We start from the raw sequence: 19,570 nt of genomic DNA, 5'->3' as shown, positions 1-19,570 counted from the left end.
TCTGGCAGTCGTTCTGTCTCATCCGTTGCCGAATGTTTGTGCTGCGTGCTGGCGCTGTTCTGGCATGGAAAGTGCTTTTTCAGATGCCAGCGTCACTCTGTGTCGAGGATTTGCCATGGAGACCTGGACCACGAACGATCTGCCCGAGCCGGATCAGTTCAGCTATTGGAGAGAGGTTCTCTGCGAGGCCTATATCGCGCTCAATCCGGTGCGCGAACCCGCGGTGGGCGGCTTTGCAGGGCGTGTCACCGCCCATCCGCTTTCGACGATCAACGTCACCACCATCTCCTCCTGCCGTCAGAAGATCTATCGTGGGCGCTCCGAGATCAGCCGCATGCCGACGGAAGTCTATTTCCTCAATCTCCAGCTCCGGGGGCAATGCCGCATGCAGCAGGGCGGTCGTGCCGCGCTGCTCAATCCCGGCGAGTTCTCGATCGTGGACTCGACGGAGCCTTATCTGAACGACTACTGCAGCGACGATTGGGAACAGTACTCGTTCCGAATTCCGCGACATCTGCTGCGTCCGCTGCTGCGCAGTCCCGACAAGGCGACGGCCACGATCGTCGCCGACAATGGCGGGATTGGTACCGTCGCCATCGATCTGCTCAAGTCGATCGTGCGCAATGTGGAGGGCCTGTCGCCGACCGGCGCGACACTAAGCAGCAGCATGGTCGAGCTCGTGGCCATATCGCTCGGTGCAACGCAGGCGACCCAGGAGATGGCGCGAGGCTCCGCGCGGCAGGCGCTATGTGCCTCGCTGGTCACTTACATCGAGGCGAACGTCGCCGATCCCGCGCTGGCACCGGCTAAGGTTGCCGCCCATTTCGGCATCTCCGTGCGCTATCTGCACAAGGTCCTGGAGGAGGGCGGTCGCTCGTTCGGCCGCCTCGTCCTGGAGCAGCGCCTCGAGCGTTGCGCCAGGGATTTCGCGAAGCAGAAGGCGGATATCGAGACGGTGACCGAGATCGCCTTGCGCTGGGGCTTCAACGACCTCTCGCATTTCAGCAGGACATTTCGCCAGCGGTTCGGAAAGACGCCGCGGGAATATCGCAGTGAGCGAGCATGAAACCGCCCCGACGTCCTGTCAGGCAGCCCGCTCCAGCCGCCTGAATGCGCTGTCCATGTAGAGCAGGGGATCGACGTCCTGCGCGGCGATTCGGACCTGCAGGACCTCGCCCAGGAAGATGGTGTGGGTCTCGTAGGCCAGCCGCTGCACCACCTTGCAGTCGAACGCGGCGATCGCCGAAGCCAGCACGGGCGCGCCCGTGATCTGCGTCTGCCAATCGCCGGACGTGAACCGCTCTGCGCGGCGCGCTGATTTTGAAAAGACGTCGACAAGGTCGAGGTCGGCGGCGGCCAGCAGGTTGACGGCATAGACTTCGGACCGATCGATGACCTCATGCGCCGAGGCGCTCCTGTTGATGCAGACCAGCAGGGTTGGTGGCGCTGTGCTGACCGAACTGATCGCGGTTGCAACCAGCCCGGCGCGGTGTCCGGCGGCGGCGCTCGTGATGAGCGCGACGCCGGAGGCAAATCTTCGCATGCCCGACTTGAAGGCGTCGGCCCTCGACATCGCGTCGAAGGCAGGCTCGGCGTCGAAGGCAGGCTCGGAATGCTCCATGACAGTCTCGTTCATCATGCGCGTTCCGTCTGCCACTTGACGCCGGTGCTGCCTGCGCTCTTCTCGCCGCCGCCCTTGAAGGCCCCGCGATAGCGCGCGGCGGGGTGGCGGTCGTTCAGCCGGCCGCCGCTGCCGGGGAACATTTTCTCGCGCAATGTGCCCGGTGCGTATTCGCGCTGGGCAAGGCCGCGCTTCTGAAGCACCGGGATGACGTGTTCGATGAAGTCGCGATAGGAGCCCGGAAAATACTGGCAGATCATGTTGATGCCGTCGACGCCCGCATCCTGCCAGGCTTCGAGTTGGTCGGCGATGCTCTCGGGCGTACCGACGATGCGGCTGTTGTAGGACAGCGCATAGGCGAGGTCCTGGACGCGCGCCTTCTTGCCGGGGTTGCTGGCCTCGAACATGCTGATGAATCCGCGCAGGCCCTCGACGTTGGCCTGGTCGATCGGCATGTCGCGGTCGAGCAGGCCGAGGTCGATGCCCATGTCCCGGCTGATATGTGCGGCAAGTCCGTCATAGCTCACGCCCTTGTCGATCTCATCGGACTTGCGCCAGGCCTCTTCCTCGGTGCCACCCACGACGAAGGAGAAGCCCTGGATGAATTTCAGGTCCTCCGGGCGCCGCCCGTTCGCTTCCGCGACGGCGCGGGTCGCCGCGATGCCCTTGCGTGCGCCTTCGATGGTTGGATAGAGCACGAAGGTGCCTTCCGCATTGCGGGCAGCGAAGGACTGGCCCACCGGCGAGGCGCCGGCCTGGTACAGCACCGGCGTGCGCTGCGGGGAGGGAGAGCAGAGATGCGGCCCCAGCACCCTGTAGCGTTCGCCAGAATGATAGATGCGATGGATCTTGCTGGCATCGGCATAGACGCCGTTCTCCCTGTCGCCGAGCACCGCGCCTTCGTCCCATGAGCCTTCCCAGAGCTTGTAGACGACTTCCATGTACTCGTCGGCGCGGCGGTAGCGCTCGTCATGTGGGATGATTTCGTCGAAGCCGAAGTTCTGTGCGGCGTTGTGGCTGACGCTGGTGACGATGTTCCAGCCGATGCGCCCGTTGCTGAGATGATCCAGCGTCGACAGTCGGCGCGCAAAGCTGAACGGGTGCTCCGACATGATGGAGCTGGTAAAGGTAAGGCCGAGATTTTCGGTGACGCCGATCAGTACCGCGGAAAGCGCAGCGGAATCGTTGCAGGGGATCTGCAAGCCTTCCCTGATGTAGGTGTCCCACGATCCCTTGTAGGCCGGATCGATGCCGACGACGTCAGCGAGGAACAGCGCGTCGAAGCAGCCTTGCTCCAGGAGCTTGGTCAGCTCGATCCAGGTGCTGAGCTTGTCGAAGTGCATCTGCGTGCTGTCGGGGTGACGCCAGAGTCCGTGATAGATGTGGGAGACGACGTTCATTGAGAAGCAGTTGAGGATCAGACGATTGCGCATGGAAAAGCCTCTGGGGTGCGAAGGGTTCGTCGGATCAGACGCTAGCGAGGGGGCGACCGGGCGTCTTGCCTATGCGCGCCCGGCGTTTGTGCTGGGAAGGAATAGCGGGGGCAGCCGAGTGTGAGGCGTTCGAGAACTGAATTCGATGTGCTCGCGATGTCGCGCTCGAGTAGCAGAACGCTTCAAATCGCTGACCGTCACCCTGAAGCGCGAGTCTCGGTGCGCAGCAGCGCGAGCGAGCCTCGAAGACGACAGCCCGGCGGCATCGGGGCCGTTCATCCTTTGAGGCTCCCTGCACGCCGCTTCACACTGTCCAGTTCACATCTCAGGATGACGGGGTAGACCGGCTCGAGTGCGTCCCCCACAACGCCGTCACGATTGCCTCGAGACCGTCCGTCAGTGCCGCCGGTCCCGGCTGCAATATGATCGGGGACTTGATCTCGACGATGCGGCCGTTGCGCACGGCGGGGATGTCGCTCCAGCCATCGCGCGCGCGGATACGGGCAGGGGCGATCTTCTTGCCGCACCAAGAGGCGAGGATGATGTCAGGTGCGGCCTCGCGCACCGCCTCTGTCGAAACGATGCGATCCTTTGCCGCCGGCCGATGCCGCAGTTCCGGGAAGACATCCGCGCCCCCAGCGATCTCGATCAGCTCGGAGACCCAGCCGATGCCCGAGATCAACGGATCATCCCATTCCTCGAAATAGACTTTTGGCCGCGGCGAGGGGCGGGGCGCTGCTGCGATCGCCGCAAGGCGCCGCTCGAAACCTTGTGCGAGGTGTTCCGCGCACCCCGCGGCGCCAACCAGTGCACCCAGCGTGCGGATCATCGCCAGAATCCCGGCGATGTCGCGCTGGTTGAAGACGTGGACATCGATGCCGGCGCGGACGAGGTCAGCGACAATGCCGGCCTGGAGATCGGAGAACGCCAGCACGAGGTCCGGCTCCAATGCCAGGATCTTCGGGATGTCCGCGGAGACGAAAGCCGCTACCCGTGGCTTCTCGCGCCGCACCTGCGGTGGGCGCACGGCGTAGCCGGAGACGCCGACGATACGGTCCTGCTCGCCGAGCAGATAAAGCGTTTCGACCGTCTCTTCGGTGAGGCAGACGATGCGGCGGGGTGGGAAGTGGCGCATGGAGGGAGCATATGCGCGAACGCGGCGCATATGTCAGCACCGCCCTTACCTCGGAGGTCATTGCTTTGCCGCGCGAAGCAATTCACCCTGAGACAACAAGCAATTGGGAGGACATCCGATGACGCCGCTCGAGAAACTTAAAGCGATGAAGATGCCGTTCGCCGAGCTCAAGGGCGTCGAGTTCGTCGAGGCCGAGAAGGACCGCGTGGTGGCGCGGATGACGGTCCGGCCCGATCTATGCACGCTTCACCACACCATCCATGGCGGGGCGGTGATGGCCCTGGCCGATTCCGTCGGCGCGGCGGCGACTGTCATCAACCTGCCCGAAGACGCCAAGGGCACGACCACGCTGGAGAGCAAGACCAATTTCATCGGTGGGGCCAAGGAGGGAACCACAGTCATCGCCACGGCCACCCCGGTTCATCGTGGCCGGCGGACCCAAATATGGACCACCCGGCTGGAAACCGAGGATGGCAAACTCGTTGCCGTAGTGACCCAGACGCAGCTGGTTCTGTAAGACTACGGGAGTTTGATTTTATTAACGAATTAGTCGCTCCCGTTGCCTCTAACTTGGGCAGGTCTCCGTCTTGAAAATTATGGTGCGATGCACAATATAGGAGGCCTAGGGATTCGAACGCCTCCTCGAGGGACACCAAGAGGAGTTTCTGACGTGGTACTTGAAGAGACCGTCCGCACCGCTCCCGGCTATGTGCGGACCTTGATCCAGCAGGAAGAATTGCCGCTCTTGCGCGATCATCTGCTGAGGCTTGATGCCGGCAGTCGACACGACCGCTTCAACGGCTTTCTCGACGACAGCTTCATCGAGCGTTATGCCGCCCGCTGCGCCGAGGACGGCACCGTGATCGTGGCTTACATCGTCGATGGCGTGGTCCGCGGCGCGGCCGAGCTGCATCCGCCGGAGCATGATTGTTTGCCCGAAGTCGCCTTCAGCGTGGAAGCTTCCGCGCGCCGCCAGGGTGTCGGCACAGTGCTGTTCCGCCGCCTGATCGCGGAGGCGCGCTGGAAAGGCTACAAGCAGCTGCGCATCACCACGGGTGCCGAGAACCACGCGATGCGGGCGCTCGCCAGGAAGTTCGGGGCGCATCTGGCTTTCCGCCACGGCGAATCGACCGGTACGATCGACCTCGCGAGGACGCCTGAGGCCGAACTCGCCGATCTCGCGGCGTCGCCGTTCACGGCCGGGCGCGCTCTTCTCAGCTTCAACAGCACTTGCTGGAAGCTGATCTCGAGCATGTACGGCAATCGCGCCGCATAGCCTGAAGGCAACGGACACGAATCAAAAAGCGGACCGGCATGGCCGGTCCGCTTTTGTATTCTGGGTGGTGAAATGAGCGCTCAGGTGCCGGTGCGCTTGTCGTTGCCGAAACGGCGGACGACGCGGCGCTCGACCACCACGGAGCGCTGCGCGCCCTGTTCGCCGGCGATGACGCGCGTGGCAGTGATGCGGCTGTTGGTGCGGGCCTGCTTCTTCACCTCGGCCTGGACGACGTCGAGCGGCATTCCCATCAAGGCTGCGGCGATCTCGGCCTGCTGCGCCTGATCGTCGGTGATGCCGACGGCGGCGAAGATCGCCTCATCCAGGGTGGGCGGATCGTGGCGCACGCGCCGCGTGCCATATTTGGTATTCCAGTCTGCGCTCATAACGGCCTCGTTTTGATGCCGGGATACCTAGTGCCCCAAATGTTGCATTGCAATATGAAATCGGCGTGGCAGCTCAGCTATGCACCGTTCGGGTGTCATGGCGGTGACACAGCACCTGCGCCGACCTCCACCCGTTGCTGAGGCCAGCGCTTCAGGGCTGCGTCTCCGGCTTCGGTGAGCCGGTAAATTCCCCGCTCGGTGCGTTCGAACCAGCCATAGACATTGTTAAGCAAGATCTTGCCGGCATCGGGACAGCGTTCGCGCAGCTCGCGCACGGGCTTCGGGCCCTCGGCAAGCGCCGACGCGCAGGCCAGTGCCTGCTGCCGATAGGCCGTCATGATCGGTGCGCGGGTGCTGCCGCCGAGCACGGGATCGCCCTGGCGCCGCTGATGCTCGGCGACGAGCCGCGAGCGCACCTTTGGCTCCCGGCGCGGCGCAGCGGTCGGCGGTTTCACCAGCACCTCGACCTGGCCGCGATCGGTCACCCCGAGCATGCCAAAGCCGAGACGGCGGCAGAGATTGCGGTAGCGCGCATCGCTCTCGCGTCCCTTGCCGCGCACCGACATCTTCGCCGCGATCCAGACCTCGTCGCCGGCCGGCGCGCGGTCGACCGCCTGGAGGATCAGCTCGAGATTGAAGGCAAGCTTGAGTTCGCCGATGACCACGACCGGCGGATCGCCGGCGCTGAGACCGACGAGATCGCAGCCGCCGATCTCGCCCTTGACCGTGAAGCCAAGCTCTTCGAGGAAGCGTTTGACGGGCAGGTATAGCGCGGTTTCCAAGGCAGTTCCGATCGGAGAATCAGTTGCGGCTAGTCTAGTGCCTTCTCGTCTCCGATTGAATCAAGCCGATGTTCGGACGATCCGATCAAAGCGCAATCACACCCGTCCACCGACCGGAATCAGCGCACCGGTGACGCCGCTCGCGGCGTCGCTGGCGAGGAACAGGATCACCTCGGCGAGCTCCTGCGGCGTCACCCATTTGGAGAAATCGGCTTTCGGCATGTCGGCGCGATTGGCCGCGGTGTCGATGATCGAGGGCAGCACGGCATTCACGGTGACCTTGCCTTTCCATTCGTTGGCGAGCGCCTCGGTGAGGCGATGCACGCCGGCCTTCGAGGCCGCATAGGGCCCCATGCCGCTGCCCGCCTGGAGCGCGCCCATCGCACCGATATTGACGATGCGGCCGGCCTTGGACGCGGCGAGGTGCGGCAGCGCCGCGCGCGAGGCGTTGAGCGCGGTGAGCACGTTGAGCGCATGCATGCGCTGCCACGTCTTGATGTCACCGTCGCCGATGGTCTCGAAGGCGAAGCCGCCGGCAATGTTGATCAGCGCATCGAGCCGGCCGAAATGCTTTGCCGCCGTCTCAACGGCCGTCGTTGCCTGCGCCGGGTCGGACAGGTCGACGCCGCCGATCTCGATGCGGTCGGGCGTCGCTGACAGTTGCGAGGGCGCGTGATCGATGCCGGCGATCCGCGCGCCGCGCGACTGCGCGGCCTCGGCAACGACCTTCCCGAGTGCGCCGAGCGCGCCGGTCACGATGATGACTTTTCCCTGCACGGTGCTTCTCCGTCCGTCGAAAACTGCGCCGACTATTGCGCGGTCCGAATTGGACTTGCAATGGCGGCGGCTTCAAGGCTGAATGGTCGCTGCAACCTTGGATGGCGGGAGGGGGCGATATGTCCGAGAGTCTGCCGGCAGTGGACTTTCCCAGAGACATCATCAAATTGAAGCAACCGCTGCGATACTTCGTCGAGGCGTTGCGAAGGGAAGGTCCGGTTCGGATCGTGGCAATGGGGTCATCATCGACCGCCGGTCGCGCGGATGTCGTGCCTTATCCGTCTCGCCTCGAGATGTATCTAAGGCAGAGCTACGCCGAGCATTTGCCGAAGGTTCGGATCGACGTCTTGAATCGAGGCAAAGGCGGAGAAGAGGCGCCGCAGGAAGTGGATCGCTTTGACGCCGATATCTTCGATGACAAACCGACTGTCGTGCTTTGGCAGGTGGGAACCAACGCGGTCTTTCGCAAGCAGGAATTCAATTTCAACGAGGTGGTCGACAAGATTGCCGAGGGTGTAGGTCTGCTTGCCAAGCACACGATGGATGTCGTGCTGATCGACCCGCAATATGTGACGGCCATGCTTCGCGACGATAAGGCGGAGCTGTCCGAAAAGATGGTCTCGGAGATCCGCAGGATTGCGGACGATGCGAAGATAAGCGTATTTCAGCGCTGGGCTCTGATGCGGCATTGGCACGTGAACAATAATGCGACATTCGAGCAATTCCTTGATCCCACGGATGGAGACAAGCTCCACCAAAGCGACTGGAGCACGTTCCAGGTGTCCAGGGCGCTGTGCAATTCGATCGTTGATGCAACGATCGCCGCGAGTTGGTTGCCTGCCGAATGGAAATCCTGATCACGCCTGCAGATAGCGCGCTTTCAGTGCGTTTCGTTCTGCCGTGCCGAGCTTGAGCCCGTCGCGCAAGTAGGTTTCGAGATCGCCATATTCGCTGCCGACCGCCTCGAAAGCGGCTGCCAAATACGAGGCCTCGACGCTGCCGATTGCGTCGAGAACATCGGCCGGAAGATCGGAGACGTTTGAGACGTCGCGCCTGTAGTGGCGGTTGGTCAAGAGGTAGTCCTCGGCAATGACGTCCTCGGGCACGCCCAGCGCATGCAGGATCAGCGCGCTGGCGAAGCCGGTGCGGTCCTTGCCGGCGGTGCAGTGGATCACCAGCGGCGCACGGTCTTCCAGCAGATGGCCGAACAGCGCGCGAAAGCAGTGCGTGTTGTGGCGAACATAGTTCCGATAGGACTCGCGCATGAGCTCGAGCGCCACGGGCGCGGTGAGCGTGCCCCGGGCGAGCTCGGCGCGCAGCGCGGCGACGACGGTCGGCTCGATCGGCAGCGAATGCACCGTGATCTCGTTCACGACGCAGATGCCGGCTGCGCGCTCCTCCAGGCCGCGGAAATCGAATGCGCTTCTGACGCCCAGCGCGCGGAGGATCTCGACGTCGGCTGCGGTGAGCTGGCCGAGATGATTGGAGCGGAAGATGTGCCGCCAGCGCATGATGCGGCCATCGGTGGTCGGATAGCCGCCGAGATCGCGAAAATTGCTGGCGCCTTGCAGGGCGAGATGGCGGGCAGGGGAGTCTGACATGAGATCAGCTTGGGTTATGTTCCATTGGACGCATGACGGGCGTTCTCGAGGGCTACTAGAGGGGGCGATCATGGGCTGCCACAAGGCCATTCTTTTGGCGGTCACCATGCTGGCGGGCGGAATTTGCCACGCGCGGCAGGCCGATGCGCAGACGGTCCGGACCTATCGCTGTGCCGATGGTACACAGTTCATCGTTGGTTTTTATGATGGCGACAAGCGCGCCTTTCTGCAGATCGACGGCGAGCCCGTAACGCTCGCGAAGCGGCTGGCAGTCTCCGGCGCGCGCTATTCGGGGGCGGGTATCACGCTGACCATCGGGAAGGCCGGGACCACCACGGTCAAGCATCTGAAGCGGCCGGTCACGGCCTGCGCGGTGATCTGAACGCCATGGTTCAGGCAGGAATCAAAAAGGGCCGAAACGCCGTTGTTTCGACCCTTTTCAAACTGCCGCCGGGCGACTGCGAGAGCGCGGCGGTCTCAAACCAACGATAGGCATCAGCGATCCCATTTCGGCTTGGCTTCGTCGACCGCATCCTGGTGATACCAGCTGTCGCTGCAGATCGAGACGTTCGAGGGCAGCGCGGCGTGATCGGCAGGAAAGCGGGTCTCGCCATAACGGCGTCCCCCGAGGGCTGCACGGCCGCCGACGGGGAATTGGTAGATCTGCGCAGATCCGTGACTCAGACCATTGTTCATCATTGCGATTTCTCCTTGGTCGAAGCGCCTTTGGCCCTCCATGGTGCGCCCGACTCGTTCGATTGTGGTTACTGAAATCCCCATATCGGCCGCCCTTCCCGGATTGGAAAGTGCTGAAAAGAAAATCAGTTTCCGCCCAATTTGTGGGCAGATGGCCTTCTGCATCGTCTAAGGCACGATCCCTCTGACCAACGCATGGGCCATTCCGAAGGTTGCGGGGCAGGGGGCGGATAGTTTGCGAAAATTGCCGGACGTTGATGCGCGTTTAGTCGGCAACTTACGGGACAATGCTCGCTGCTCCAGAATCGGGCGTTTTCCGAGGGATTTTGCGGTGCAGCTTCACGTGAAGGTGCGCGGCTATGACGCACAGTGCCGTGAGGGGTTCGCCGGCGACGCGGGGAGGCCGGCCGCGGTGGAAAACCGCCCGTACTGCGGCTTTTTGGCACGTAAAATGCTTGGGAAGCGCCGGCCGATGATGGCCGGGTACAAAACGTGCGGGGGCCTTCCCAGGCCCCCAACCTTTCGCATCATCTACAGAGAGGCTCAATGACCAAGTACAAGCTCGAGTACATCTGGCTCGACGGATATACGCCGACTCCGAATTTGCGCGGCAAAACTCAGATCAAGGAATTCGCGTCGTTCCCGACGCTCGAGCAGCTTCCGCTCTGGGGCTTCGATGGCTCCTCCACCCAGCAGGCCGAAGGCCACAGCTCCGATTGCGTGCTGAAGCCGGTCGCGGTGTTCCCGGACGGCGCGCGCACCAACGGCGTGCTGGTGATGTGCGAAGTCATGATGCCCGATGGCAAGACCCCGCATCCGTCCAACAAGCGCGCCACCATCCTGGACGACGCCGGTGCCTGGTTCGGCTTCGAGCAGGAATACTTCTTCTACAAGGACGGCCGTCCGCTCGGCTTTCCGGAATACGGTTATCCGGCGCCGCAGGGCCCGTACTACACCGGCGTCGGCTACAAGTTCGTCGGCGACGTCGCCCGCAAGATCGTCGAAGAGCATCTCGACCTCTGCCTCGCTGCCGGCATCAACCATGAAGGCATCAACGCGGAAGTCGCAAAGGGCCAGTGGGAATTCCAGATCTTCGGCAAGGGCTCCAAGAAGGCCGCTGACGAAATGTGGATGGCCCGCTACCTGATGCTGCGCCTGACCGAGAAGTACGGCATCGACATCGAATTCCATTGCAAGCCACTCGGCGATACCGACTGGAACGGCTCGGGCATGCATGCCAACTTCTCGACCGAGTACATGCGGACGGTTGGCGGCAAGGAGTATTTCGAGGCGCTGATGGCCGCCTTCGACAAGAACCTGATGGACCACATCGCCGTCTACGGCCCCGACAACGACAAGCGTCTGACCGGCAAGCACGAGACCGCGCCGTGGAACAAGTTCAGCTACGGCGTTGCAGACCGTGGTGCCTCGATCCGCGTTCCGCATTCCTTCGTCAACAACGGCTACAAGGGCTATCTGGAAGACCGCCGTCCGAACTCGCAAGGCGACCCCTACCAGATCGCTTCGCAGATCCTGAAGACGATCGCGTCCGTGCCGACCGACAAGAAGGCCGCGGCCTAAGATCCTCCCGGCCCGGGCTGGGGGGCTGGCCCGGGTTGGTCTCAATCCGCCGGAGCTGCAAGGCTCCGGCGGATTTTTGCATTTGAATGACGGCCGTTTCCGGGTCTGCCGACCGCGGCTCCGCGAAACTTGTCCATTGCCGCTGAAACCGGGATAGAGTGCTCCAGGATGCGCGCAGGGCCGGGGCACGGCTGGTGTTTGAAGGTTTCTACAAGGTGAGATTTCAGCTCGGCGATACCATCGGCCGGAGCGTGATGCATGCCGGCAACGGCAAGATGCTCGGCGGCAATTCGGCCTTCGCGCATATCGGCACCTACGTGAAGACCGACGAGGGCGTGGACGTCGTGATCAGCACCGTGCGCCATAACCCGGATCCGAGCTACCGCGCCATGGCGGGCACGGACGATGCGACCTTGATCGCGAAGGGCTGGGCGGACGGCGATCTCTATCGCTTCAAGGGCGAGCTGAAGGAGCTGCCCGGTGTGCCGTTCCAGTCGGTGATGACGCCGATCACGGATGACGAAGTACCGATCGCCGGCGGCGTCGGCGAGGCCGGCATTGTCGACGGTCTCTACTCGATCCATCTGCGGATGCTCGACGGTCTCGACGGAGGCCTCACCGGTGTGATGCTGCTCAACCAGGGCCGCATCCTCGGCGGCGATGCGTCGTTCCACTATCTCGGCAGCTACACCGCCGCGAACGGCCGCTGGAAGGGCCAGATTCTCAACCAGGAGCACACGCCGGCCAAGGACGATCCGATCTTCGGCGGCCACGAGGTCGGCATCGGCTTCTCCGGCAGCTACGATACGGAGCAGGCGGTGCTCGAGGCGACAGCGCTTGCCGGCAAGCGCAGCCTGCGCCTGACCGCCGCGCTCAAGCTGATGCATCGCGCCTGATCGCGACAGGAACCGTTCATGGAAAATGTCCGCATGCTCTCGACGCTCGGCCTGATGGGCGCGATGCGCAGCCTGTCCTCGGCCTTCGAGACTGCAACCGGCATCCATGTCGATGCCGATTTCGCGCCGACCCTGGCGCTGCTGAAGCGGTTGCACGAGGGTGAGGCCGCCGACCTCGTCATCCTCACCCGCGAAGGGCTCGACGAGATGATCGGCGAGGGGCGCGTGATTGCCGAGAGCGCGGCCGATCTGGCGCGGTCCTTCGTCGGCATCGCCGTGCGGGCCGGGCAGGCGCCCCCCGACATCGGCAGCGAAGCGGCGCTGCGCACGACCCTGCTCGCAGCGCGGTCCGTCGCCTATTCGCGGCTGGGGGCGAGCGGCGTGTACTTCGCCGAGCTGATCTTGCGGATGGGGATCGCGGCCGAGATCAACGCCAGGGCCACCATCGTCGAGCAGGGATTGACGGCGGAGCGGCTCGTGACCGGCGAGGCGGACCTCGCCGTGCAGCAGATCAGCGAGCTGAAGCAGGTTGGCGGCATCGAGGTCGTCGGCCCGATTCCGCACGATTTGCAGACGCCGGCCGTGTTCTCCGCCGGCCGCATGGCGAATGCGAAACATGCCGACGCCGCCGACCGGCTGCTGCGCTATCTGGCATCGCCTGATGTCGTGCCCGTGCTGCGCCAATCAGGACTCGAGCCTTGAATTTGCCGGGACGGGGACGCAACGTGACGACCATGCGGACTTTCCTCCTTGCCATGCTGTTCGCGCTCGCCGCGCCCCTGACGGCGCAGGCGCAATCGGCCGACCTCGTTCTGTGCGACCGGGTCGCCGCCGATCCCAGCGATCCCGACAAGCCGGCCGACGTGAAGGGCGTGGCGGACATTGCGGCCTCCGACATTGCAACTGCGGTCAGGTTCTGCAGGCAGGCTGCGCCATCCTCGCGGCGCGCGATGTTCGCGCTCGGCCGCGCCTATGCCGCCAACCGGCAGACGGCGGAGGCGATCGCAGCCTGGCGCAAGGCCGCCGACAAGGGATCGAGCGCGGCCATGGTCGAACTCGGCGTGGCCTATGCCACCGGCGCGGGCATTGCCAAGGACGAGGCGCAAGCGCGAAAGCTGTTCGAGAAGGCGGCGCAGGCCGGCAACCCCCGTGGCGTCAGCAATCTCGCCGCGCTCGGCGGCGCAGGTGGCGCCGCGCCGGCCGATCCCGCGCAGGCGCGCGCGCTGCTCGGCAAGGCTGCCGAGACCAACGCGGAAGCGCAGTACCAGCTCGGCCTGATGCTCTCCGAAGGCACGGGCGGTGCGAAGGACGACGTCGCGGCGCGTGCGCTGTTCGAGAAGGCGGCGGCACAAAACCATCCCGGCGCATTGGAGCGGATGGGCGCCTTCGCGCAGGAAGGCCGCGGCGGGCCTAAGGACAAGGACGCCGCGAAGGCCTATTACGAGCGCGCCGCTGCGCTCGGCGACGAGGACGCGAAGAAGGCGCTGGAGCGCATTCGCTGTCCCTATGCGATCAAGGACAAGCAGGGCAAGCTCGTCACCACGCTGTGCTTCTGAGCAGAGCCGGGACCCGACGGAACCCGGCTCGCGCGTACGTCGTTGTCGTCCGGACAAAACGGAGCCGCGATCATGATCCGCAAACTGGCATCGGGCGAATACCGCCTCTATTCACGCAAGGTGAATCCGAAGACCGGCAAGCGTCGCAACCTCGGTACGTTCAAGAGTCGTGCAGCCGCCGAGAAGCACGAACGCGAGGTGCAGTACTTCAAACGTCACTGACGCGTGAGGGCCTTTTCCGCGAGCCGGAGACAAAAGTCGAAAACAACCCCATGCACAGTAGCCAAACCGTTGAAATCATGCGTATGCGGATTTTACGAAGTCGATTTGACTCGTCGGGCAAAACAGGGGCATAATGGCATCGTGGTGGACGTGCGTTCCGTGGCCAGTGCTGCGCGGAAAAGCCACTGGTTTCAGTGCTGCGACGATGCTAGGTAGCCGACAATTGTTTTCCGATTTGTGGATTCAGGACATTGCTGGACGGGCTCTACAAGGTTGAATACGGCGTCAACGACGGGTTCGGCCGCAGCATCATGTGCCTGCATGACGGCAAGATGCTGGGCGGCAATTCGGGCTTTGCGCATCTTGGCAGTTACGTCGAGCGTGACGGCGAGATCATCGCCCAGGTCATCACCGAGCGGCACAATCTGGACCCCAGCTACAAGCCGCTGATGGGAGCGGATGTCGCCTCGATCGCAGCGCGCGGCCGGCTCTACGGCAACCAGATTCGTTTGGAAGGCGGCGCGGACACCATGCCGGGCGCTCCTTTCTGGGCGAATCTCACGCGGCTTGATGATGGCGCGCTGCCGCCGCGCGGCACGATCGGGCAGGGCGGCATCGCCAACGGACTCTATGGGATGGGCCTGCGTGCGCTCGATGGGATCGACGCCGGACTGTCCGGCGTCATGCTCCTGATCGATGGCCGCATCCTCGGCGGCGATGCGTTCTTCTACTATCTCGGCTCCTATTCCTCAGCGGACGGCCGCTGGAAGGGCGAGATGCTGAACCAGGAGCACACGCCGGCGAAAGGCGAGAACCCTGTGTTCGGCGGCTACGAGGTCGGTATCGGCTTCTCCGGGACTTGCACGGAAGACAGCGGCGAACTCGAAGGCATCGCGCTCGCGGGCAAGCGCAGCCTGCGGCTGGTGGCGTCACTGAAGCTGATGCGGCGGGCGTAGGACCGTTTCCCGGAATCAAGGATGCCTCACGCGTGGCCGAGCGTGACGGGCCTGGGGCTCCGGCAATTCGGAAACCGTGCTTACAGGCCGGTGGTGACCCCAACGCGGCCGAGGCCGGGTAGCTTGAGCGCCGGGCGCCGGATGTCGACGCCGAGAACGGCGCCGAAGAAATTGATCTCCAGGCCTTCGACCCAGCCGATCGTGAAGCCGATATATCCGGCAAGTGAAGCATAGATGCCTGTGCCGGACGCCGTGATGCCGAACCATTTACCGGAATACGGGAAGTCCTTGCCGATCGCGGTCGGCGGCAGGACGGCTCGGAGCTCAGGGACGGAGTCGAGTGCGGCCTGCACGAAGGTATTCGAATTGGGACCAGGCCAGACGCTGTAATCTCCATAGGATCGAAACTTGTAGTTTTCGATCACATCTCTGATTTTCGGGATCAGCGCCTCTGCGCGCGCTCCATCGACGGCCACGATGATTTCCGGCACAGCGCCGAACCACCGCCCGTCCGGAGCGAAGCCGTTGGTGCGGATCGGCTCGCCCCACGCCGTGTAGTCATAGCGGGTGTAGGTCGCCGCATCCTTCTCCTTGACGACGATCCAGGTGTGAATTGCGAAGATGCTGCGCCATCTCACCGTTCTCGCCCCGAATACCCGTACGACGGCTTCGCGATGATCGGCCGCGGCGGCCAGAAGTCCCGCGCTCGACCGATCGGCTGTTTGCCAATTCTGGCGCCCATCGCCCAGCCAGAAATATCTCGCCGCTGATGCGGTAAGCGGTGCGACCACGAGGAACAGAAAGATGAGCAAGGGCTTCTTCAAGGGAGCGGTACGGCAGGGGCTTCGACGAAACCATATAGTTCGCATGAACGCCGCCGCCATAGCTGCTCCCATTGGTTCCCGACGCGCTTGTCAGCAGAGCCGGACGGGCAGCCGAGATCAAGTCGTTGTTCCGCACCAGCATTGGAGCGCGCTCATGGACATGAAGGAAGCCGCGGCGATGACGGAAGCCTCCGGGCTGACGGACGATCAGGGCGGCATACAGCAGGCTTCAAGCCCGCGGTCGGGTTCCGGAGAGCAAAGAGGCGCTTTCAGCCCGCAGCTCCACTCGCCCTCGTCGGATTCGGTGAAGCGATGGGCCGACCAGATGCGCGAGGTGACAGTGAAGGCGCCTTTAGTGTCCTTGCTTGTTGCTTTTCTGGCCGGGGCATGGATCGCTCGCCGTCGATAGGAGCTGCGCGCTACGCGACGTCATCACGGGGACCCCAGCGGTTTCGGAGCTGGCTGGCAGATCGAGGGAGAGGACAAATGCGGCTTCTTGCGGCGGTCGTGACCATTCTTCTGGGCACCATTTCGGTCTCCATGGCGCAAAGCTCGGGAGGCTCTTCAGGCGGTTCTTCATCCGGCGGCGGCGCGAGCGCGGCTGGTTCGAGCGGCGCGGGTGGCTCGACGCTGTCGAACGGGACGACGCTCAGCGGAACTGGCGGCTCGCCAGGCCCCAACACGCTCAATGCAAAAAACCGGAGAACGACGGGCGCAATACCCGGTGCTACCCCTTCTGATCAGGAAGGCGGTGGATCTCGACCGACCTACAACACGCCCGCCGCAAACGCTGCCATCCAGCAGCTCGGAAATACCAATACGGGCATCCTCAAGAAGTGACGATCGTCAAGACCGGGCGGCGGCTCGACCACCAAAAGGTGGGTCATCGGGGGGCTATAATCCCGAAAGCTGCGGTTTGAACGACGGATTTGCGGCCCGGGTGGTGCGCTGGTCCCGGGCTTCCCCTGGAAGCCCGTATGGCCTATGACGCTGCAACGCAAAAATCCCCCATAAAGACCTCATGATCCGCCTCGACAACGTCAGCAAGCAAGCCGGCCACCAGATCCTGTTCATCGAAGCCTCCGCCGCCCTGAACAAGGGCGAGAAGATCGGCCTCGTCGGGCCAAACGGCGCCGGCAAGACCACATTGTTCCGGATGATCGCCGGCGAAGAGCTGCCCGACGAGGGGCAGGTCTCAACCGATCGCGGCATCACCATCGGCTATTTCAACCAGGACGTCGGGGAGATGAGCGGCCGCAGCGCGGTGGCCGAGGTGATGGATGGCGCGGGCCCCGTCAGCGAGGTTGCGGCCGAGCTGCGCGAGCTCGAGGCCGCAATGGCCGACCCTGAAAAGGCCGATCAGATGGACGAGATCATTGCGCGCTACGGCGAGGTGCAGCATCGTTTCGAGGAGCTGGACGGCTATGCACTCGATGGCCGTGCGCGCGAAGCGCTGTCCGGCCTCGGCTTCAGCCAGGAGATGATGGACGGCGACGTCGGAAAACTCTCGGGCGGCTGGAAGATGCGCGTGGCGCTGGCCCGTATTCTCCTGATGCGTCCCGACGTGATGCTGCTCGACGAGCCGAGCAACCATCTCGATCTCGAAAGCCTGATCTGGCTGGAAAAATTCCTGCACGATTACGAAGGCACGCTGCTGATGACCTCGCATGACCGCGAGTTCATCAACCGCGTCATCTCCAAGGTGATCGAGATCGACAGCGGCTCGCTCACCACCTACACCGGCAATTACGAGTTCTACGAGCAGCAGCGGGCGCAGAACGAGAAGCAGCAGCAGGCCCAGTTCGAGCGCCAGCAGGCGATGCTCGCCAAGGAGATCAAGTTCATCGAGCGCTTCAAGGCGCGCGCCTCGCATGCAGCACAGGTGCAGAGCCGGGTGAAGAAGCTCGACAAGATCGAACGGGTCGAGCCGCCGCGCCGTCGCCAGAGCGTGGCGTTCGACTTTTTGCCGGCGCCGCGCTCGGGCGAGGACGTCGTGGCGCTCAAGAACGTGCACAAGGGCTATGGCTCAAAGCGCATCTATGACGGGCTCGACTTCATGATCCGCCGCAGGGAGCGCTGGTGCGTGATGGGCGTCAACGGCGCCGGCAAGTCGACGCTGCTCAAGCTGGTCGCTGGCGCCAGCGAGCCGGACCAGGGCACGGTGGCGCTCGGGGGCAGCGTCAAGATGGGCTACTTCGCCCAGCACGCGATGGACCTGCTCGACGGCGAGCAGACGGTGTTTGAGTCACTCGAATATGCATTTCCGACCGCCGGGCAGGGCTCGTTGCGCGCGCTCGCCGGCTGCTTCGGCTTCTCCGGCGACGATGTCGAGAAGCGCTGCCGCGTCCTCTCGGGCGGCGAGAAGGCGCGCCTCGTGATGGCCAAGATGCTGTTCGATCCGCCGAACTTTTTGGTGCTGGACGAGCCGACCAACCATCTCGACCTCGCCACCAAGGAGATGCTGATCGCGGCGCTGTCGGACTTCGAGGGTACCATGCTGTTCGTCTCGCACGATCGCCACTTCCTCAGCGTCCTGTCGAACCGCGTGCTGGAGCTGACGCCGGAGGGGATTCATCAGTACGGCGGCGGCTACACGGAATATGTCGCGCGCACGGGGCAGGAGGCTCCGGGGCTGCGGAGCTGATCCCGCCGATCCATTTTCCGGCGCCGACGGTTGGCCTGATCAAGCCGTCCGGCGCCGCAATTCGATTATCGTTTCAAGCGCGAGTAGGCTCTAATAGGCGTAGAACATCCGCTGAATGTCCTTGGTGTCGGTCGTCTTGGTCAACGCCAGCATCAGCAAAATGCGCGCCTTCTGGGGATTGAGCGTATCCGAGACGACGAAGTCGTGCTCATCGTCCTTGGCCTCGCCGTTCCGCGCGACGATGCCGTTGCCGACACGGCTGCTGCGAACGATCACGACTCCTTTCTTGCGGGCTTCGTCGAGCGCCGGCTCGACCGCCGGGCGGGCCAGGCTGCCGTCACCCACGCCGGCATGCACGATCCCCTTGGCACCGGCGGCGACGAAGGCGTCGATCGCGACCCGGTTCATGTTGGCGTAGCCGTAGACGATGTCGACCTGCGGCAGGACATCGAGGTTGGACACGTCAAATTCCGAATCCGCCGTGTGCCGGCGGGTCGATTGGCGATAGAAATATGGCTTGTTGCCCTGCATGTAGCCGAGAAAGCCGAGCTCAGGCGTGCGAAAGGTGTCCGCGGTGGACGTGTTGTTCTTGGTGACGTCGCGCGCGGCGTTGATCTGATCGTTGAGGGCGACGAGCACGCCCTTGCCGACGGCTTCTTCACTGCCTGCGAGGATCACCGCATTGAAGAGGTTGATCGGGCCGTCCGCGCTGATCGCGGTCGATGGCCGCATCGCACCGACGACGACCACAGGCTTCTTGCTCTTGACGACCAGATTCAGGAAATAGCTGGTTTCCTCGATCGTGTCGGTCCCGTGCGTGATCACGATCCCGTCCACGTCGTCCTGCGCGAGCAGCGTATTGACCCGCTTGGCGAGCTTCAGCCAATAATCATTGTTCATATTCTCGCTGGCGATCTGGAAGACCTGCTCGCCCTTGACGTTGGCCACCGTTTTCAGCTCGGGGACGGCGTTCAAGAGGGTCTCGATGCCCACCGTGGCGGCGGTATAGCCGATGACGGTGGTGCTGCTCGCCCCGCTGCCGGCGATCGTGCCGCCGGTTGCGAGAACCATGACGTTGGGCAGGCCAGGGCCTCTTGCGTCGGCGACGTCTACGGTCATGAGCAGCGCGAAGAGCACGCTCATCGTCGCCATCATGTGATCACGCACGCGGAACTGCAACATCT

The 19,570-nt window shown here is 63.7% G+C and carries 24 protein-coding genes; 14 read left to right on the top strand and 10 right to left on the bottom strand.

What is annotated here, in order from left to right:
- Positions 1-115 precede the first annotated feature (115 nt).
- Positions 116-1,066 carry a helix-turn-helix domain-containing protein gene (locus XH96_RS22095; RefSeq protein ID WP_194387648.1) on the top strand — a complete coding sequence of 317 codons (951 nt, stop codon included), beginning with the start codon at positions 116-118 and terminating at the stop codon, positions 1,064-1,066.
- Between the two features lie 18 nt (positions 1,067-1,084).
- Here the strand turns inward: XH96_RS22095 and XH96_RS22090 are convergent, their stop codons facing one another.
- The 3 genes from XH96_RS22090 to XH96_RS22080 form a co-directional block, all read right to left on the bottom strand.
- Positions 1,085-1,639 carry a flavin reductase family protein gene (locus XH96_RS22090; RefSeq protein WP_194387647.1) on the bottom strand — a complete coding sequence of 185 codons (555 nt, stop codon included), beginning with the start codon at positions 1,637-1,639 and terminating at the stop codon, positions 1,085-1,087.
- A complete protein-coding gene (locus tag XH96_RS22085) occupies positions 1,636-3,054 on the bottom strand; it encodes an LLM class flavin-dependent oxidoreductase (RefSeq protein ID WP_194387646.1) in 1,419 nt (472 codons plus the stop codon). Before XH96_RS22085 ends, XH96_RS22090 begins: the two co-directional genes overlap by 4 nt.
- Before the next feature lie 325 nt (positions 3,055-3,379).
- Positions 3,380-4,189, bottom strand: a complete 810-nt coding sequence (locus XH96_RS22080; protein ID WP_194387645.1) for a cobalamin-binding protein — start codon at positions 4,187-4,189, stop codon at positions 3,380-3,382.
- A gap of 118 nt (positions 4,190-4,307) precedes the next feature.
- On the opposite strand from XH96_RS22080, the gene XH96_RS22075 reads away from it, so the two are divergent.
- Together XH96_RS22075 and XH96_RS22070 are read left to right on the top strand one after the other, a co-directional pair.
- Positions 4,308-4,706: a PaaI family thioesterase gene (locus XH96_RS22075; RefSeq protein ID WP_028182077.1), complete on the top strand. Its 399-nt coding sequence runs from the start codon at positions 4,308-4,310 to the stop codon at positions 4,704-4,706.
- A gap of 153 nt (positions 4,707-4,859) precedes the next feature.
- A complete protein-coding gene (locus XH96_RS22070) occupies positions 4,860-5,465 on the top strand; it encodes a GNAT family N-acetyltransferase (RefSeq protein ID WP_194387644.1) in 606 nt (201 codons plus the stop codon).
- A gap of 80 nt (positions 5,466-5,545) precedes the next feature.
- Here XH96_RS22070 and XH96_RS22065 read toward each other — a convergent pair whose 3' ends face one another.
- The 3 genes from XH96_RS22065 to XH96_RS22055 all read right to left on the bottom strand — a co-directional run bounded on the left by XH96_RS22065 (position 5,546) and on the right by XH96_RS22055 (position 7,410).
- Positions 5,546-5,851 carry a hypothetical protein gene (locus tag XH96_RS22065; RefSeq protein ID WP_028182079.1) on the bottom strand — a complete coding sequence of 102 codons (306 nt, stop codon included), beginning with the start codon at positions 5,849-5,851 and terminating at the stop codon, positions 5,546-5,548.
- 95 nt (positions 5,852-5,946) lie between these two features.
- A complete protein-coding gene (locus tag XH96_RS22060) occupies positions 5,947-6,633 on the bottom strand; it encodes a DUF2161 domain-containing phosphodiesterase (protein ID WP_194387643.1) in 687 nt (228 codons plus the stop codon).
- Positions 6,634-6,729: 96 nt separating this feature from the next.
- Positions 6,730-7,410, bottom strand: a complete 681-nt coding sequence (locus tag XH96_RS22055; RefSeq protein ID WP_194387642.1) for an SDR family oxidoreductase — start codon at positions 7,408-7,410, stop codon at positions 6,730-6,732.
- A 119-nt stretch (positions 7,411-7,529) separates the two neighbouring features.
- Here XH96_RS22055 and XH96_RS22050 point away from each other — a divergent pair, with 119 nt between their 5' ends.
- Positions 7,530-8,267, top strand: coding sequence for an SGNH/GDSL hydrolase family protein (locus XH96_RS22050; RefSeq protein ID WP_194387641.1), 738 nt, complete (start codon positions 7,530-7,532; stop codon positions 8,265-8,267).
- On the opposite strand, the gene XH96_RS22045 is transcribed toward XH96_RS22050, so the two are convergent.
- The gene (locus XH96_RS22045) at positions 8,268-9,011 is read right to left on the bottom strand and encodes a tyrosine-protein phosphatase (RefSeq protein ID WP_194387640.1); all 744 of its coding nucleotides are present in this window, start codon (positions 9,009-9,011) and stop codon (positions 8,268-8,270) included.
- Between the two features lie 70 nt (positions 9,012-9,081).
- Here XH96_RS22045 and XH96_RS22040 point away from each other — a divergent pair, with 70 nt between their 5' ends.
- Positions 9,082-9,393, top strand: a complete 312-nt coding sequence (locus XH96_RS22040; RefSeq protein ID WP_194387639.1) for an MliC family protein — start codon at positions 9,082-9,084, stop codon at positions 9,391-9,393.
- Between the two features lie 113 nt (positions 9,394-9,506).
- Here the strand turns inward: XH96_RS22040 and XH96_RS22035 are convergent, their stop codons facing one another.
- On the bottom strand, positions 9,507-9,710 hold the full coding sequence (locus tag XH96_RS22035) for a DUF2735 domain-containing protein (protein ID WP_028181961.1): 204 nt from the start codon (positions 9,708-9,710) through the stop codon (positions 9,507-9,509).
- Positions 9,711-10,253: 543 nt separating this feature from the next.
- Between XH96_RS22035 and XH96_RS22030 the strand changes: the two genes are divergently transcribed.
- From XH96_RS22030 to XH96_RS22005, 6 genes are all read left to right on the top strand, one after another.
- The gene (locus XH96_RS22030) at positions 10,254-11,288 is read left to right on the top strand and encodes a glutamine synthetase beta-grasp domain-containing protein (RefSeq protein ID WP_124158961.1); all 1,035 of its coding nucleotides are present in this window, start codon (positions 10,254-10,256) and stop codon (positions 11,286-11,288) included.
- Positions 11,289-11,482: 194 nt separating this feature from the next.
- Positions 11,483-12,184 (top strand): GrlR family regulatory protein, encoded by a 702-nt coding sequence (locus tag XH96_RS22025; RefSeq protein ID WP_194387638.1) that lies wholly within the window; start codon positions 11,483-11,485, stop codon positions 12,182-12,184.
- An 18-nt stretch (positions 12,185-12,202) separates the two neighbouring features.
- Positions 12,203-12,886, top strand: a complete 684-nt coding sequence (locus tag XH96_RS22020) for a substrate-binding domain-containing protein (protein WP_194387637.1) — start codon at positions 12,203-12,205, stop codon at positions 12,884-12,886.
- Between the two features lie 32 nt (positions 12,887-12,918).
- Positions 12,919-13,740, top strand: coding sequence for a tetratricopeptide repeat protein (locus XH96_RS22015; protein ID WP_194387636.1), 822 nt, complete (start codon positions 12,919-12,921; stop codon positions 13,738-13,740).
- A 72-nt stretch (positions 13,741-13,812) separates the two neighbouring features.
- Positions 13,813-13,962 carry a hypothetical protein gene (locus tag XH96_RS22010; RefSeq protein ID WP_007609497.1) on the top strand — a complete coding sequence of 50 codons (150 nt, stop codon included), beginning with the start codon at positions 13,813-13,815 and terminating at the stop codon, positions 13,960-13,962.
- A 251-nt stretch (positions 13,963-14,213) separates the two neighbouring features.
- Positions 14,214-14,918 carry a hypothetical protein gene (locus XH96_RS22005; protein ID WP_194387635.1) on the top strand — a complete coding sequence of 235 codons (705 nt, stop codon included), beginning with the start codon at positions 14,214-14,216 and terminating at the stop codon, positions 14,916-14,918.
- An 80-nt stretch (positions 14,919-14,998) separates the two neighbouring features.
- Here XH96_RS22005 and XH96_RS22000 read toward each other — a convergent pair whose 3' ends face one another.
- The gene (locus XH96_RS22000) at positions 14,999-15,730 is read right to left on the bottom strand and encodes a DUF3750 domain-containing protein (protein ID WP_194394212.1); all 732 of its coding nucleotides are present in this window, start codon (positions 15,728-15,730) and stop codon (positions 14,999-15,001) included.
- A gap of 166 nt (positions 15,731-15,896) precedes the next feature.
- Between XH96_RS22000 and XH96_RS21995 the strand changes: the two genes are divergently transcribed.
- The 3 genes from XH96_RS21995 (at position 15,897) to XH96_RS21985 (ending at position 18,386) form a co-directional block, all read left to right on the top strand.
- Positions 15,897-16,151 carry a hypothetical protein gene (locus XH96_RS21995; RefSeq protein ID WP_194387634.1) on the top strand — a complete coding sequence of 85 codons (255 nt, stop codon included), beginning with the start codon at positions 15,897-15,899 and terminating at the stop codon, positions 16,149-16,151.
- 77 nt (positions 16,152-16,228) lie between these two features.
- Complete coding sequence (locus tag XH96_RS21990; RefSeq protein ID WP_194387633.1) at positions 16,229-16,582, top strand: hypothetical protein; 354 nt, start codon at positions 16,229-16,231, stop codon at positions 16,580-16,582.
- A 181-nt stretch (positions 16,583-16,763) separates the two neighbouring features.
- A complete protein-coding gene (locus XH96_RS21985) occupies positions 16,764-18,386 on the top strand; it encodes an ABC-F family ATP-binding cassette domain-containing protein (RefSeq protein WP_194387632.1) in 1,623 nt (540 codons plus the stop codon).
- Between the two features lie 90 nt (positions 18,387-18,476).
- Here XH96_RS21985 and XH96_RS21980 read toward each other — a convergent pair whose 3' ends face one another.
- Positions 18,477-19,568, bottom strand: a complete 1,092-nt coding sequence (locus tag XH96_RS21980; protein WP_210337756.1) for a type II asparaginase — start codon at positions 19,566-19,568, stop codon at positions 18,477-18,479.
- Positions 19,569-19,570 lie beyond the last annotated feature (2 nt).

The sequence above is a fragment of the Bradyrhizobium sp. CCBAU 51765 genome, from assembly GCF_015291725.1.
In the GTDB taxonomy this organism is placed as follows: Bacteria; Pseudomonadota; Alphaproteobacteria; order Rhizobiales; family Xanthobacteraceae; genus Bradyrhizobium; species Bradyrhizobium liaoningense.
Note: the sequence above shows the minus strand (reverse complement) of the source record. Positions and strands in the feature narration are given on the sequence as shown.